Here is a 12,529-nt window from a genome sequence, read left to right as displayed (position 1 = left end):
ACACAGACGTATCGGCTTCAACGTCGCCTTCCAACCGCACAGCGGACGCGACGAATTCATAAGTACACGCCCGAGGCCCGCCGCATCAACTTGAGCGAGGCAGCAAGACGTTAGGCCACGCTTGCCTACGAGGGCGACACCTTTGAGCTCACCGCTGTCTGCGGTGCAGCTTCCCGAACAACCGATGCCCACCTCATAGCCGCGGTCCGATGATGCCATTGTGCCCCTGATTTGCCCGACGTGCCAACGGATTTCGCTAAATCCGTAGTCCATCACCTCACGTCCCAGTTCCTTTGCATGGGGTTGTTTTCGATATTTGGTTGCTCGGTCCGGGAAAGCGTTCTAGTGCCGCTTGAAATACTGCACCTCGCGCTCGTGCTTCTCGGCCGCCGCGCGGCTCTTGAAGGTGCCTAGATTGCGGCGCTTGCCGGTTTTCGGATTCACCTTGCGTGAATAGAGGCGGTATTCGCCGGATGCCAGTTTGCGGATCATGGTTGCGTTTCCTGTTGCGTCTTTCGGGAATCAACCCACTGCGCGCGCGGACGGTTCCGTCACGGCTTGGCTTGCGGCGAAAACACCTGATTGCCGAACGGTTGCTGATCGGCAGGAACTCTCATCATGACGAAAACTTCGGTTCATGACCGAAGCACCCATCAAGACCAGGGCCACCACCCAGCATCGGCGTCGCATTGTGCAAACTCCGTTGTTCTTCTTGCGGCAGCAGTCGGCAAGCGCGATCGGCCACCTTACGGCACAGTCTATCGTAGCGTGTCGTCGCGTTTCGTTGCGCTCGATCAATGCTTGTGGAACTGCGCGCGTCGCACACACAGCAAGCTCAGAAGCAAAGCGTGGTGACGAGCTGGCCGCGCTTGTCCTTGATCGCGTAGGGACAGCGGATCCGCTCCAGCGCCTTCTTGGCGTCTTCATCGCCGAGCGCGGCCGCTCGCTCGTAATAGGCCTTCGCCGCGGCCGCGTCCTTCGGACCGCCGCGGCCTTCCTGCGCGAACGCGCCCATCCGCTCCAGTGCGCCCGGGTGGTTTTGCGCGGCCGCCTTCTCGAACAGCGCGCGCGCCGCGACGTCGTCCTTTTCACCGCCGTCGCCGCTCGCAAGCATCAGACCGAGCTGATACTGCGCTTCCGCATTGGTCTCAGCGGCCTTGCCGAGCAGCTCGCGCGCCCGCGCCGGGTCGGCCGGAGCTGCCCCGGGCGAACCGCCAAGCGCGGCAAGATTGCTGACGCCACGCGGGTTGCCGGCCTGCGCCGCCTTCTCGAACAGCTTTCGCGCCTGCGCCTCGTCCCTGGCGACGCCTGCGCCGGTGCCGTAGAGTACGCCGAGCTCGACCATCGCCGCGCTCGAGCCCTTGTCGGCCGCCTTGCGCCAGGCTGCCATCGCTTCCGCCATCTGACGATTGGCAGCGTGGGCGCGCCCAAGCTCGTACATCGCGCGGCGCGATGAGCCTGCCGCCGTCTTGCAGAACTTGATCGCGGTCGCGATGTCGGCGCTTGCGACCTCGGTCACTCCCTTGACGTCAGCCGGCTTGTCGGGATCGCTGGGATCGGCCGCCAGCCGATCGCACAGCACGAGATCGGCTGACTGCGCATGCGCAGCGAGCGGTGTCGCGAACGTCAGGAGAATGGCGCAGAGAGCTGTCCGCATGGCCGGCAGGTTGCGTCCGGGCATTGGCGAATTCAAGGCTCGAGGCCCGACTGCCGCAGCATGGGCGCAACGTCGGGCGAGGCCAGATGGCGCAACAGCCGGTCGGCGGCGCTTCAGGATCACGAGATCAGCGGCCTCGCCGTCCCGCAAACGCTTGAGCAACGCCTGCGTCGGCGCAAAGTCGGCGTCGATGTCGACACCGGTCGCGGCTTCGTAAGCGGAGGACAGGCTGCGCATCGCCCCCATCAGGCCGAGCGTCGAGAGCATGCGGACGGTGTTTTGCATGGTCCTGCGAAACGTCCAATCAGGCGGGATGCATCAGCTTCAGCGCCGCGGTCAGCCGCAGGCTGCGCTTGCCGGCGAGCGCGGTGGCTTCCAGCACCGCCTGCTCGTCGTCATAGGTGCCGGAGAATCCGATGCCGACCTCATGGCCGCCGAACACCGGATTTTCATCGCGGGCCGGCGTGTGCTCCTGGTTCAGGATCTGGCCTTTCCAGCGGCCGTTCGCTGCCGTGTAGCTGCCGAGATAATAGAACGAGGCATCGCCACCGAGGATGCGCCCGTGGTTGAGCAGCATGACGCCGGTGAGGCCCCCTTCGATGCCGTCCAGCATCCGCAGATGGATCGAATAGAGACCGTTGGCGATGCCGCCCTCGCCGACGCCGCCGGCGATCGGCACCTCGTCCTCCCTGATCGGCATCATCACCGACTGGAAGGGCACGCCGGGCAGTTCCTTCAGCTCGCCCTTGAAACGGTAGAGATCGCCGTCCGGCCAGCCCTTGGCGATCAGGGTCGCATCATCAGTGCCGGCCATCGCGCGATAGTTCGGATCAGGATTGTGGCGCACGGTCTTGATGACGATGGCGACCTCTTCGCCCGTCTTCTCATAAGTGCCGATATGGGCAAAGGCCGAGTTGCCGCCAAGCATCTTGCCGTCGCCGACATGCATGACGCTGCGGCCGACAGCTTCGCCGAGCTGAAACCGTACCTTGTAGAAACCTTCCAACACCAGCCGTGTCTCCGGCCTGCGCGCATCCGAGGCGCCAGTCTATCCCGCTTTCGGCCGTGAGAGACAATTTTCGTGCACCCAGACCCAACGGTCGATATCGCCAAGTGCCATCAAAATGCAAAAATCCGCCGAAGCCTCTCGGCCTCGGCGGATTTGAGAGCCAACCCGGACCAAGCCCCCAAGGTCCGGGCCGGGAGGATCTTAGGCCACGGCCTTCTTGTCGGTCGGCACAGACGCGATCGTCTTCAGGATCTGGGAAGCGATCTGGTATGGGTCGCCCTGCGAGTTCGGACGGCGGTCTTCCAGATAGCCCTTGTAGCCGTTGTTGACGAAGGAGTGCGGAACGCGGATCGAGGCACCGCGGTCGGCCACGCCATAGCTGAACTTGTTCCAGGGCGCGGTCTCGTGCTTGCCGGTCAGACGCTTGTCATTGTCCGGGCCGTAGACAGCGATGTGGTCCATCAGGTTCTTTTCGAACGCCGCCATCAGCGCCTCGAAATACTCCTTGCCGCCGACCTCACGCATATAGGCGGTCGAGAAGTTGGCGTGCATGCCCGAGCCGTTCCAGTCGGTGTCGCCAAGCGGCTTGCAGTGGAATTCGATGTCGATGCCGTACTTCTCGGTGAGGCGCAGCATCAGGTAGCGAGCCATCCACATCTGGTCGGCAGCGGTCTTGGAGCCCTTGCCGAAGATCTGGAATTCCCACTGGCCCTTCGCGACTTCGGCGTTGATGCCTTCATGGTTGATGCCGGCGGTCAGGCAGAGATCGAGATGCTCTTCCACGATCTTGCGGGCCACGTCGCCGACGTTCGAGAAACCGACGCCGGTGTAGTACGGACCCTGCGGGGCCGGATAGCCAGCGGTCGGAAAGCCGAGCGGACGGCCATCCTTGTAGAAGAAGTACTCCTGCTCGAAGCCGAACCATGCGCCGGCGTCGTCGAGGATGGTGGCGCGCTTGTTGGACGCATGCGGGGTCTTGCCGTCGGGCATCATGACTTCGCACATCACGAGCACGCCGTTGGTCCGGGCACCGTCCGGGAACACCGCGACCGGCTTCAGCACGCAATCGGAGCTGTGGCCTTCGGCCTGCTGGGTGGAGGAGCCATCGAAGCCCCAGAGCGGAAGCTGCTCGAGCGTCGGGAACGACGCGAATTCCTTGATCTGAGTTTTGCCGCGCAAATTCGGAGTCGGCGTGTATCCGTCGAGCCAGATGTACTCGAGCTTGTACTTGGTCATTGAGCCTCTCTGTAGATGATGCGAAAGGTGGGGACCGGTGGCCCCCGCACGTTGTACCCGGCCACCATCGGCCGGCGCCTTACAAGCATTTCGCGTGCCAATACGTCGCACTGCGGGAGGTTTTCCACGACCGGCCATCAGGCTGCGGAGCCGTCCGGCAGTCCACGGAGGCGTGCGGCAAAGCAGCACACCTTTGCGTTACCCCGCGCCGCAAAAAACCCGCGGAAAACGCCCGTTTTGACAGCATGCGCCGCGCTGCACCCAGGGGCCGGCTAAAACAGCGCCAAACGCTCGCAATTTTCGCGAAGTCCTCGGCCGTCTCCTCGCAACCTTCATAATGGCCGACGCGTTGGCCATCTGGAACCTGCCTTGCAGGATGCAGACAGACGGCTGCCTACAAATTAGGCCAACAATGATGCCGTTTTCAGCACTTTGCATTTCGACAAGCAGGGCCAATATGGGGTGACCCGGTAACCATAAGCGAACGAGTCGGGCGCACCATGGAGGTCAAGCGCTCCGGCCGAAGGAGATACCGCAATGATGAACAGTAACTTGGGCCAAGGGTCGGGCCAAGGGTCGGGCCAAGGGTCAGGCCAGGGATCGGCCACGATCTACCAATTCCCGGTCGGGGGCCGTGCGGCTCTCGGCGGTCGCCGCTATGGCGAAGCCAGGCTGCCGTCCGAACACGTTTCGTCGCCCGTCGTCGAGACGATCTGCAGCGGCAGCTGGTATCACCAGGAGGCGATCGAGGAAGCCAAGCCGAAATGGGATCGCTGATGCCTGCCTTGCGTTCGATAGCACCGCGCGCTCGCAAGCGTCCGGCGGAGTTTTGAAAAAGGGTCGAAACTGGATCGTTTCGGCCCTATTTGATTCTCGTGCTCAGCTCGGTTCGCAAGCCGTGACGGGCCGTTTCAGATGCTTGACCGTGGTACCGGTCTTGCCGATCTTCAACGTGATCCCGGCGCCGAAGTAACGTGCACCCGACAGCGTTGGCCGCTTGGCCAGCGGAATGGCGCCGCCGTCGATCTGCATGAAGGCGCGCTTGTCGCCCTCGTAGAATGTCACGATGAACTGTGTGCCGTCGGCGCAACGATAGCCCTGGAACGTCTGCGCCTTCGCGCCGGTCGCGCTCAAGGTTCCGCCGGCCGAGACGGCGACGGCCAAAATCAAAATAATGGCCTTGTGCCCATCCATGTTCGCCCCCCGTAATAGAATTCAAGTAAATCGCGCGCGAGCCGCGCGGCCGATTCCGCCGGCACCATAGCCCGGGCTGATCCTATGTCAGACTCCCCTGCCCGCCACCTCGCCTTGCAAGGCGCCAGCAATTTCCGCGACCTCGGCGGTTACGCGACTGCCGACGGCCGGCAGACGCGCTGGCGCCACCTCTTCCGCTCCAATCATCTTGGCCTCCTCACCGAAGCCGATGTCGAGATCGTCCGCAGCCTCGGTGTGCGGAGCGCATTCGATTTCCGCGGCGTCGAAGAGCGCGCGGATTCGCTGTGCGGCATGCGCGAGATCACCACGCATTCGCTGCCAATCGAGCCGACCGTGGTGGCGGCGCTCAGGGCACGGATGGCGGAGGGCACGCTGACCGCGCCCGTCGCGCTCGAGATCATGCGCGAATCCTACCGCAACTACGTCCGCCACAACACGCACAGCTTTCGCGCGCTGTTCAGTCATCTCCTGGAGGACCGCGCACCGCTCGTCATCCACTGCACCGCCGGCAAGGACCGCACCGGCTTTGCCTGCGCGCTGATCCTGCACGCGCTGGGCGTGCCCGAGGAGACCATCGCGGAGGACTATCTGCTGACGAACCGGTTCTACCGCCGCGACCCGTCGGCGGCATCCGAACTGCCGCAGGACGTGCGCGACGCAATCGGCTCGGTAGAGGCCTCCTATCTCGCAGCCGGCTTCGAGGCCGTGCGCGACGACTATGGCGATCTCGAAACCTATTTGCGCGACGGGCTCAAGCTCGGCACATTCGAGCGAACGGCACTCAAGACGCGCTATCTGCAAGCCTAACAGAGTCAGCTCGCCGGGAGATCGAGACGATGCAAGGAAAAGTTCTCATCGTGACTGGTGCGCTCGGCGCGCTGGGCCAGGTGGTGGCGGAGACGGCGCTGGCGCGCGGCGCGCGCGTCGGCGGCATCGATCATGTACCTTCGCAGGCCGTCGCGACTGCGCAGCATATCGAGCTCGGCGGCGTCGATCTGTCGGACGAAGCGCAGGCGAAGACGGCGGTCTCTGCGGCGGCAAAACATTTCGGCCGACTCGATGCGCTGATCAACATCGCCGGCGGCTTTGCCTTCGAGTCGGTCGGCGACGGCGACGTCAAGACCTGGCAGCGCATGTATACGCTGAACGTGCTGACCGCGCTCAACACCTCGCGCGCCGCGCTCCCGCACCTTGCGGCCTCGAAGGCCGGCCGCATCGTCAATGTCGGCGCGATGGGCGCGCTCCAGGCCGGCTCCGGCATGGGCCCCTACGCAGCCTCGAAGGCCGGCGTGCACCGCCTCACCGAGGCGCTCGCCAACGAGTGGAAAGGCAAGGTCACTGTCAACGCGGTGTTGCCCTCGATCATTGACACCGAGGCCAATCGCGTCAGCATGCCGGATGCGGATTTTTCCAAGTGGGTAACGCCGCAGGAACTCGCCGAGGTGATCCTCTTCCTCGCAAGCGACGCAGCAAGCGCCGTGACGGGCGCGCTGATTCCGGTGAGCGGACGCGTTTAGTCCGCCACCAGGAGCCGCAGATTGCCCTTGACGCGGATGCTCTGCTTGCCGGCAAGCGCGATGCCTTCGCCATAGGCGGTCTTGTCGGTGTAGGTGCCGCTGAAACCGATGGTCACGACCTTGCGGCCCCATACCGGCCGTTCGTCGAACGAGGGCGAATGCTCCTCGTTGGTCAGCTCGCCTTTCCATTTGCCGTCGGCCGAAGTGTAGCTGCCGTAGGCGAAGAAAAATGAATCGCCGCCCCGCATGGTGCCGTCGCGCAGCACCATGACGCCTTGATTGCCGCCCTGCACGCCATCCAGCATCTCGATCCGGATGTGATAGAGCCCGTTCCTGATTGTCATCTTCGCAAAAGCGCCCGACTGAACCGCTGGCCAAGATAGCCGCAGCATCCGCTCCCGATCAAATGGCGCGAGAAGCGAGCCCGATCCGGGCTAGACTGGCCGCAGTTGATTCTTCGACCGGAACAACAAGATTCGGAAGCTTTCCTTGGAAACCGCGCTTTATCTGCCCGTGAAACGCTTCCTCGAAGAGCTCGGCTTCGCCGTGAAGGGCGAGATCGGCGGCTGCGATCTCGTGGGCCTCAGCGCCAGCGATCCGCCGGTCGTGGTGATCGGCGAGCTCAAGCTCGCCTTCAATCTCGAGCTGATCTTGCAGGCTGTCGACCGCGCCCCGGCCGGCGATGAGGTCTGGATCGCCGCCAAAATGTCCTCGCGCGGCAAGGGGCGCGAGAGCGATGCGCGCTATCGCAATCTCTGCCGCCGTCTCGGCTTCGGCATGCTTGGAGTCACCGAGCGCGGCCAGGTCGAGGTGTTGGTGAAGCCGCCGACCGCAGCGCTGCGACGCGAGCCGAAAAAGCGCTCGCGACTCGTTGCCGAGCACCAGCGCCGCCAGGGCGATCCGGTCCTCGGCGGCAGCACGCGCGCGCCGATCATGACAGCCTATCGCCAGCAGGCGCTGGCCTGCGCCTCCGCGCTCGCCGACGGCCCGCAACGGGTGCGCGATCTGCGTGCGCGATGTCCTGATGCCGGCAAGATTCTGCTGCACAATGTCTACGGCTGGTTCGCACGGGCCGAGCGGGGAATCTACGGATTGACCGAGGCTGGGCATGCTGCACTGAAGCGCTGGCCCCAGCCCGCGATCGCGCTCGACGCCGGTCGGCCATCACCGTCCTGACATCAGATCAAATGCAAGGCGCGAATAATTGAGATGCCACACCAAATTCATATTGCAATGCAACATGGTCGGCACTAGGTATCCCGGATCGAAATGAGGCCACCATGAGCGCAGACTGGAATACCAAATATGGCACGCGGCGCGTCCGCCACGATCCGCCGACCCTGGACGAGGCGATTTTCGCCGCGATCGGCATCACCGACGATCAGGAGCAGCAGGCCGAGATCGCCGCGTCGCTGATGGGCATGCCGCTCGATGTCGTGCAGGCCGAGGTGAAGAAGCAGGCCCGCACCAACAGCCGTATCACCGCCACGCGCGTGATTGCCGGCGAACAAGGCGCGCAGCGCTCGGTGGTGGTCGAGCGTCGCGTCGTGCGCCGCTTTGGCAACGACAAGCGCACTGGCACCTGAAGCGCCCTCGTCTCTACTCGCGGATACGAAAGCGGACCGGCGTTGCCGGTCCGCTTTTTGATTCTCTTGGTTTGCGCACGATCTCCGCGCAAACGCGCTCCACGTTTGCCACGAGGCAAAACCGCTGCGCACTTTTCCGGATGGTGCTTTAGGCGGCGCGATTGCCGTACATGCTGGAAAACAGCTTCCACCATGTACTGTTGAAGCTCAGCAGCGCACGGCCGGCCTTGAACGGCGCTGCCGCGAGATCCGCAAGCTCGGCCTCCGGCGTCTTGGTGAGATCGATCGTGCCGGTGGATTCGCCGTGCCGGAATGCCAGATGCGCGCCGAACTTCTTCGCCAGCGCCCGCATCGCGTGATTCTCCGCGCCCGTCGTGATGCGCAGGCGCCCAAAACCCTTCCAGCGCGCTTCCGCGATCAAACGCCGAAACAGCACGGTGCCGACGCCCTGGCGACGCGCGGACGCTTCGACGCTGAACGCCACTTCGGGCAGCGAATCGCCTTCCGGCGGATGCAGCTCGGCCGCGCCGCGGACCACGCCGTCGACGATGTAGGCGACGATCACGGTGCCGTCGTCCGCGCAGCGAGCGGCGTAACGCTCGATGAAGCTGTCGTCGAGAAAACCGTTGAAGCGGTCGTGCCGGCTCTCGGGATCGAGCCTCAGCAGGTGATCGCGCAGGAGCGGCAATTCCTCTTGCTGGATCAGGGTCCGCACATAGCCCTGGACGGACGCCGTGTGGATGGTTTCTTCAAGTGCCACGTCAAAACTCCTCTTGGTGTCCCTCGAGGAGGCGTTCGAATCCCTAGACCTCCTATATTGTGCATCGCAGCATGGTTTGCAAGACGGGAACCGACGCAAGTTAGAGCCATGGCAAACGACCAATTCGTTAACAAAATCAAAGCCCCGTAATCATACGAGGATCATCTGGGTCTGCGTCACCAGCGCTACCAACTTACCGTCCTCGGTCTCCAGGCGGGTTTGCCAGACCTGGGTTCGCCGCCCCCGGTGGATCGGGGTCGCCGTGGCGATCACCGTGGCCCCCTCCTTCGCGCCGCCGATGAAATTGGTCTTGCTCTCCAGCGTCGTCGTCCCCTTGGCATCCGCCGGCAGGTTGATCACGGTCGCGGCAGCCCCGACGGAATCGGCGAAGGCCATGATGGCACCGCCATGCGCGATGTGGCCGAGCGTGCAGAGGTCGGGCCTGACCGTCATCTTCGCCACCACGCGATCCGGCTCGGCCGCGACGAACTGCACCCCCTTGAGCTCGGCGAACGGCATTTTCATCGCGTGAAGTCTTTCGAGCGGCGTCATCGGACTCCTCCCAGTCTCTTGAATTCTCAACGTGAATTGTCTCGCGGCGCAAAGCAATAACGTCCGAAGTCATGGCCGTGGTGATATCCATGCCTCTCCCACGCGCCACGTTTTGCCCGGGGACTCCTGGGTGGCCAAACCGGTTGCAACCCGACCTCGATCGGGTTGCCATCCGGAGCTGCGGCGCTTGCCTTGATTGATTCAAACACGGGCCGCTCCGTTGCGACGCCGAAGTCGCACTGTACGTCGATCACCGCTTGACGAACCCATAACTCGTTGGTTATACATCAATCCATAACCAGCGAGTTATTAGTGTCTCACATGCCCACCGCCCACGACGTGCTGTTCCGAACGCTTGCCGATCCGACCCGGCGGGCGATTTTCGAGCGGCTGTGCCGCCACGGCGAGCAGACCGTTGGCGCATTGACCGCGCGGGCTGGCGTGTCGCAACCGGCCGTCTCGAAGCATCTGATGGCGTTGAAGCAGGCGGGTCTCGTGCGCGACCGACACGAAGGCCGCCAGACGCATTACAGCGCACGGCTTCGCGCGCTTGCTCCGCTGATCGACTGGACCAGCAAGATGACCGGCTTCTGGCAAAGCCGGTTCGACGACCTCGAAGATCTCCTCAAGAGGATGGACCAATGAACAACACCGAGACCCGTTCCGTCGTCGTCGAGCGCGAGTTCGCACATCCGCCGCAAAAGCTCTGGCGCGCCCTGACGCAGCCGCATCTGATCGCGGAATGGCTGATGAAGAACGATTTTCTGCCGGAGGTCGGCCATCGCTTCAACCTCACCGGCGAGTGGGGCGGCGTGCTCGACTGCGAGGTCCTCACGGTGGAGCCGAACAAGGTGCTGTCCTACACTTGGAACTTTGCGCATCAGGACGCAGCCTACAATCTGGAGAGCGTGGTCACCTTCATCCTCACTCCGACGCAGGGCGGAACTCTGCTCCGCGTCGAGCAGGTGGGATTCCGCCCGGACCAGAAGCAGGCCTATGGCGGCGCTCATGCCGGATGGAAGCAGTTTTTGGCGAAGTTGGAAGAGATTCTGCCGCGGGCAGACTGACGCCGCCGCATTGCACTCTAGGACAGGAGGTCTCATTGAACTGGAATATGTGGATACGGCAGGTTCACCGCTGGCTGTCGATGGCCTTCACGGTGGCCGTCATCGTCAACGTCCTCGCCATGGGGCTGGCGAAGCAAGCGATCTGGATCGGTCTCCTGGCGCTATTCCCGCTCATCCTGCTTCTGCTCTCCGGCCTCTATCTGTTCGCCCTGCCCTATGCCACCAAATGGCGCAGCGGCTGACGGCTATCGCTTGCCTGGCGTAGAACGGGACCGGATTTCCGAACACAGGACCTCAAATGACTCCATTGGAAAAAATCGACCAACTGATTGCAGGGATCACCGACTGGCGCGGCAAGACGTTTGCGAGCCTGCGCAAGACCATCCTCGAGGCCGACAGCGAGATCGTCGAGCAATGGAAATGGATGGGCAGCCCGGTGTGGGAGCGCGACGGCATCATCGCGGTCGCCAACGCCCACAAGGGCAAAGTGAAGCTGACCTTCATGTACGGAGCGCGTCTCGCCGATCCCGAAAGACTCTTCAACGCCGGCGTCGATGGCAACGAGCGTCGCGCGATCGATTTCCTGGAGGGTGACAAGATCAACACGCGCGCGCTGAAGCAGCTCGTGCGTGCGGCGATCGACTATAATCGGGGCAAGGTGAAGAAGAAGGCGCCGGCGGCGCGTGCGAAACCCCGCAAGGCGGGGTGAAGCCCGATCATGTCACCGCATTGACGACCTGGTATTCCGGCCGGCGCCAGATTTCACCCGTGATCACCTCCTCGATGATCTCCGCCGCCTTCATCACCTCGTCCTCCCCGATATACAGCGGCGTGAGGCCGAAGCGCATGATGTCGGGGGCACGGAAGTCGCCGATGACCCCTCGCGCGATCAGCGCCTGCATGGCGGCATAGCCACCGGCGAAGGCGAAGGAGACCTGCGAGCCACGCTCCGCATGCGCGCGGGGGGTGACCAGCTCGAGCTGCGGGCAGCGGCGCTCCACCTCCGCAATCAGGAGATCGCCGAGCGCGAGCGAGCGGGCGCGGACCTCCTTGAGATCGACACGATCCCAGATATCGAGCGAAGCCTCGAGCGCCGCCATCGCGAGCACCGGCGGCGTGCCGACGCGCATGCGCTCGACGCCCCCCGCTGGCGCATAGCCAAGATCGAAGGCAAACGGCTTTGCATGGCCCATCCAGCCGGAGAGCGCAGGCCACGCCCGATCAGCGTGGCGCGGCGCGACGTAGAGGAAAGCCGGAGCGCCGGGGCCGCCGTTGAGATATTTGTAGGTGCAGCCCGCGGCGAAGTCGGCGCCGACACCAGCGAGATCGACCGGTAGCGCGCCGGCAGAATGCGCGAGATCCCAGACGGTCACGATGCCCAGCGCATGCGCTTTTGCCGTCAGCTTCGCCATATCGTGGCGGCGACCGGTGCGGTAGTCGACCTCGGTGAGATAGAGCACCGCAACCTCGTCCGACAGCGCGGCCTCGACCGCCTCCGGCGCCACGAGGCGCAACTGGTGTCCTCGACCGAGCGTCGCGATCAGGCCTTCGGCCATGTAGAGATCGGTCGGGAAATTGCCGGTGTCGGAGAGCACGACCTTGCGCTCGCGGCTGATGTCGAGCGCGGCGGCGAGCGCCTGATAGGCCTTGAGCGAGAGCGTATCGCCCATCATCACCGAGTCAGCCTCCGCGCCGATCAGCCGGCCGATGCGATTGCCGACGCTGCGCGGCTGCACATACCAGCCTGCGGTGTTCCAGGCGCGAATGAGCTCATCGCCCCATTCCTGCCGGATCACGCGGTCGACCTTTTCGGCCACGCCAAGCGGCAGCGCACCGAGCGAATTGCCGTCGAGATAGATCACGCCCTCGGGCAGATGGAAGAGCGTTCTGGTGTCGTCGTAAACGCGAAGTCGGGTCTTGGTCATGACTT

At 63.8% G+C, this 12,529-nt stretch carries 18 protein-coding genes and 1 pseudogene; 9 read left to right on the top strand and 10 right to left on the bottom strand.

Annotated elements, in window-relative coordinates:
* Positions 1–342: 342 nt before the first annotated feature.
* The 5 genes and pseudogenes from QA640_RS21480 to QA640_RS21460 all read right to left on the bottom strand — a co-directional run bounded on the left by QA640_RS21480 (position 343) and on the right by QA640_RS21460 (position 3,902).
* Complete coding sequence (locus QA640_RS21480; RefSeq protein WP_007609497.1) at positions 343–492, bottom strand: hypothetical protein; 150 nt, start codon at positions 490–492, stop codon at positions 343–345.
* Between the two features lie 343 nt (positions 493–835).
* A complete protein-coding gene (locus tag QA640_RS21475) occupies positions 836–1,657 on the bottom strand; it encodes a tetratricopeptide repeat protein (RefSeq protein WP_283042851.1) in 822 nt (273 codons plus the stop codon).
* A gap of 114 nt (positions 1,658–1,771) precedes the next feature.
* A pseudogene (locus QA640_RS21470) lies at positions 1,772–1,942 on the bottom strand (substrate-binding domain-containing protein); the annotation flags it as partial.
* A gap of 19 nt (positions 1,943–1,961) precedes the next feature.
* Complete coding sequence (locus tag QA640_RS21465; RefSeq protein ID WP_283042577.1) at positions 1,962–2,666, bottom strand: GrlR family regulatory protein; 705 nt, start codon at positions 2,664–2,666, stop codon at positions 1,962–1,964.
* Positions 2,667–2,867: 201 nt separating this feature from the next.
* A complete protein-coding gene (locus tag QA640_RS21460) occupies positions 2,868–3,902 on the bottom strand; it encodes a glutamine synthetase beta-grasp domain-containing protein (protein ID WP_283042576.1) in 1,035 nt (344 codons plus the stop codon).
* Positions 3,903–4,439: 537 nt separating this feature from the next.
* Between QA640_RS21460 and QA640_RS21455 the strand changes: the two genes are divergently transcribed.
* Positions 4,440–4,679 (top strand): DUF2735 domain-containing protein, encoded by a 240-nt coding sequence (locus QA640_RS21455; RefSeq protein ID WP_283042575.1) that lies wholly within the window; start codon positions 4,440–4,442, stop codon positions 4,677–4,679.
* A 102-nt stretch (positions 4,680–4,781) separates the two neighbouring features.
* Here QA640_RS21455 and QA640_RS21450 read toward each other — a convergent pair whose 3' ends face one another.
* Positions 4,782–5,096 (bottom strand): MliC family protein, encoded by a 315-nt coding sequence (locus tag QA640_RS21450; protein ID WP_283042574.1) that lies wholly within the window; start codon positions 5,094–5,096, stop codon positions 4,782–4,784.
* An 84-nt stretch (positions 5,097–5,180) separates the two neighbouring features.
* On the opposite strand from QA640_RS21450, the gene QA640_RS21445 reads away from it, so the two are divergent.
* Together QA640_RS21445 and QA640_RS21440 are read left to right on the top strand one after the other, a co-directional pair.
* Positions 5,181–5,924, top strand: a complete 744-nt coding sequence (locus QA640_RS21445) for a tyrosine-protein phosphatase (RefSeq protein WP_283042573.1) — start codon at positions 5,181–5,183, stop codon at positions 5,922–5,924.
* A 29-nt stretch (positions 5,925–5,953) separates the two neighbouring features.
* On the top strand, positions 5,954–6,634 hold the full coding sequence (locus QA640_RS21440; RefSeq protein ID WP_283042572.1) for an SDR family oxidoreductase: 681 nt from the start codon (positions 5,954–5,956) through the stop codon (positions 6,632–6,634).
* On the opposite strand, the gene QA640_RS21435 is transcribed toward QA640_RS21440, so the two are convergent.
* Positions 6,631–6,978, bottom strand: coding sequence for a GrlR family regulatory protein (locus QA640_RS21435; protein ID WP_283042571.1), 348 nt, complete (start codon positions 6,976–6,978; stop codon positions 6,631–6,633). The two genes, QA640_RS21440 and QA640_RS21435, sit on opposite strands and share 4 nt — an antisense overlap.
* A gap of 145 nt (positions 6,979–7,123) precedes the next feature.
* Between QA640_RS21435 and QA640_RS21430 the strand changes: the two genes are divergently transcribed.
* Both QA640_RS21430 and QA640_RS21425 read left to right on the top strand, forming a co-directional pair.
* Positions 7,124–7,810: a DUF2161 family putative PD-(D/E)XK-type phosphodiesterase gene (locus QA640_RS21430; RefSeq protein WP_283042570.1), complete on the top strand. Its 687-nt coding sequence runs from the start codon at positions 7,124–7,126 to the stop codon at positions 7,808–7,810.
* 104 nt (positions 7,811–7,914) lie between these two features.
* Positions 7,915–8,220: a hypothetical protein gene (locus QA640_RS21425; protein WP_027523921.1), complete on the top strand. Its 306-nt coding sequence runs from the start codon at positions 7,915–7,917 to the stop codon at positions 8,218–8,220.
* Between the two features lie 148 nt (positions 8,221–8,368).
* Here QA640_RS21425 and QA640_RS21420 read toward each other — a convergent pair whose 3' ends face one another.
* The gene (locus QA640_RS21420) at positions 8,369–8,980 is read right to left on the bottom strand and encodes a GNAT family N-acetyltransferase (protein ID WP_283042569.1); all 612 of its coding nucleotides are present in this window, start codon (positions 8,978–8,980) and stop codon (positions 8,369–8,371) included.
* 150 nt (positions 8,981–9,130) lie between these two features.
* Positions 9,131–9,532: a PaaI family thioesterase gene (locus tag QA640_RS21415; RefSeq protein WP_283042568.1), complete on the bottom strand. Its 402-nt coding sequence runs from the start codon at positions 9,530–9,532 to the stop codon at positions 9,131–9,133.
* Positions 9,533–9,853: 321 nt separating this feature from the next.
* Between QA640_RS21415 and QA640_RS21410 the strand changes: the two genes are divergently transcribed.
* Genes QA640_RS21410 through QA640_RS21395 form a run of 4 tightly spaced genes read left to right on the top strand, consistent with a single transcriptional unit; the run spans position 9,854 to position 11,308 of the window.
* Complete coding sequence (locus QA640_RS21410; protein WP_283042567.1) at positions 9,854–10,177, top strand: metalloregulator ArsR/SmtB family transcription factor; 324 nt, start codon at positions 9,854–9,856, stop codon at positions 10,175–10,177.
* Positions 10,174–10,599 carry an SRPBCC domain-containing protein gene (locus QA640_RS21405; RefSeq protein WP_283042566.1) on the top strand — a complete coding sequence of 142 codons (426 nt, stop codon included), beginning with the start codon at positions 10,174–10,176 and terminating at the stop codon, positions 10,597–10,599. Before QA640_RS21410 ends, QA640_RS21405 begins: the two co-directional genes overlap by 4 nt.
* A gap of 35 nt (positions 10,600–10,634) precedes the next feature.
* Positions 10,635–10,841, top strand: coding sequence for a hypothetical protein (locus QA640_RS21400; RefSeq protein ID WP_283042565.1), 207 nt, complete (start codon positions 10,635–10,637; stop codon positions 10,839–10,841).
* A gap of 56 nt (positions 10,842–10,897) precedes the next feature.
* Positions 10,898–11,308, top strand: coding sequence for a DUF1801 domain-containing protein (locus QA640_RS21395; protein ID WP_283042564.1), 411 nt, complete (start codon positions 10,898–10,900; stop codon positions 11,306–11,308).
* A gap of 7 nt (positions 11,309–11,315) precedes the next feature.
* On the opposite strand, the gene kynU is transcribed toward QA640_RS21395, so the two are convergent.
* On the bottom strand, positions 11,316–12,524 hold the full coding sequence (kynU, locus tag QA640_RS21390; protein ID WP_283042563.1) for a kynureninase: 1,209 nt from the start codon (positions 12,522–12,524) through the stop codon (positions 11,316–11,318).
* Between the last annotated feature and the right edge of the window lie 5 nt (positions 12,525–12,529).

The organism is Bradyrhizobium sp. CB82, assembly GCF_029714405.1.
Classification (GTDB): Bacteria; Pseudomonadota; Alphaproteobacteria; order Rhizobiales; family Xanthobacteraceae; genus Bradyrhizobium.
This window is presented reverse-complemented; position numbering and strand designations above follow the sequence as displayed.

Excerpts from the sequence above, each read along its gene's own strand:
- QA640_RS21480 (WP_007609497.1), bottom strand. The coding sequence starts at position 492 with ATGATCCGCAAACTGGCATCCGGCGAATACCGCCTCTATTCACGCAAG.
- QA640_RS21455 (WP_283042575.1), top strand. The coding sequence starts at position 4,440 with ATGATGAACAGTAACTTGGGCCAAGGGTCGGGCCAAGGGTCGGGCCAA.
- QA640_RS21435 (WP_283042571.1), bottom strand. The coding sequence starts at position 6,978 with ATGACAATCAGGAACGGGCTCTATCACATCCGGATCGAGATGCTGGAT.
- QA640_RS21475 (WP_283042851.1), bottom strand. The coding sequence starts at position 1,657 with ATGCGGACAGCTCTCTGCGCCATTCTCCTGACGTTCGCGACACCGCTC.
- QA640_RS21460 (WP_283042576.1), bottom strand. The coding sequence starts at position 3,902 with ATGACCAAGTACAAGCTCGAGTACATCTGGCTCGACGGATACACGCCG.
- kynU (WP_283042563.1), bottom strand. The coding sequence starts at position 12,524 with ATGACCAAGACCCGACTTCGCGTTTACGACGACACCAGAACGCTCTTC.
- QA640_RS21425 (WP_027523921.1), top strand. The coding sequence starts at position 7,915 with ATGAGCGCAGACTGGAATACCAAATATGGCACGCGGCGCGTCCGCCAC.
- QA640_RS21410 (WP_283042567.1), top strand. The coding sequence starts at position 9,854 with ATGCCCACCGCCCACGACGTGCTGTTCCGAACGCTTGCCGATCCGACC.
- QA640_RS21440 (WP_283042572.1), top strand. The coding sequence starts at position 5,954 with ATGCAAGGAAAAGTTCTCATCGTGACTGGTGCGCTCGGCGCGCTGGGC.
- QA640_RS21445 (WP_283042573.1), top strand. The coding sequence starts at position 5,181 with ATGTCAGACTCCCCTGCCCGCCACCTCGCCTTGCAAGGCGCCAGCAAT.
- QA640_RS21405 (WP_283042566.1), top strand. The coding sequence starts at position 10,174 with ATGAACAACACCGAGACCCGTTCCGTCGTCGTCGAGCGCGAGTTCGCA.
- QA640_RS21450 (WP_283042574.1), bottom strand. The coding sequence starts at position 5,096 with ATGGATGGGCACAAGGCCATTATTTTGATTTTGGCCGTCGCCGTCTCG.
- QA640_RS21395 (WP_283042564.1), top strand. The coding sequence starts at position 10,898 with ATGACTCCATTGGAAAAAATCGACCAACTGATTGCAGGGATCACCGAC.
- QA640_RS21415 (WP_283042568.1), bottom strand. The coding sequence starts at position 9,532 with ATGACGCCGCTCGAAAGACTTCACGCGATGAAAATGCCGTTCGCCGAG.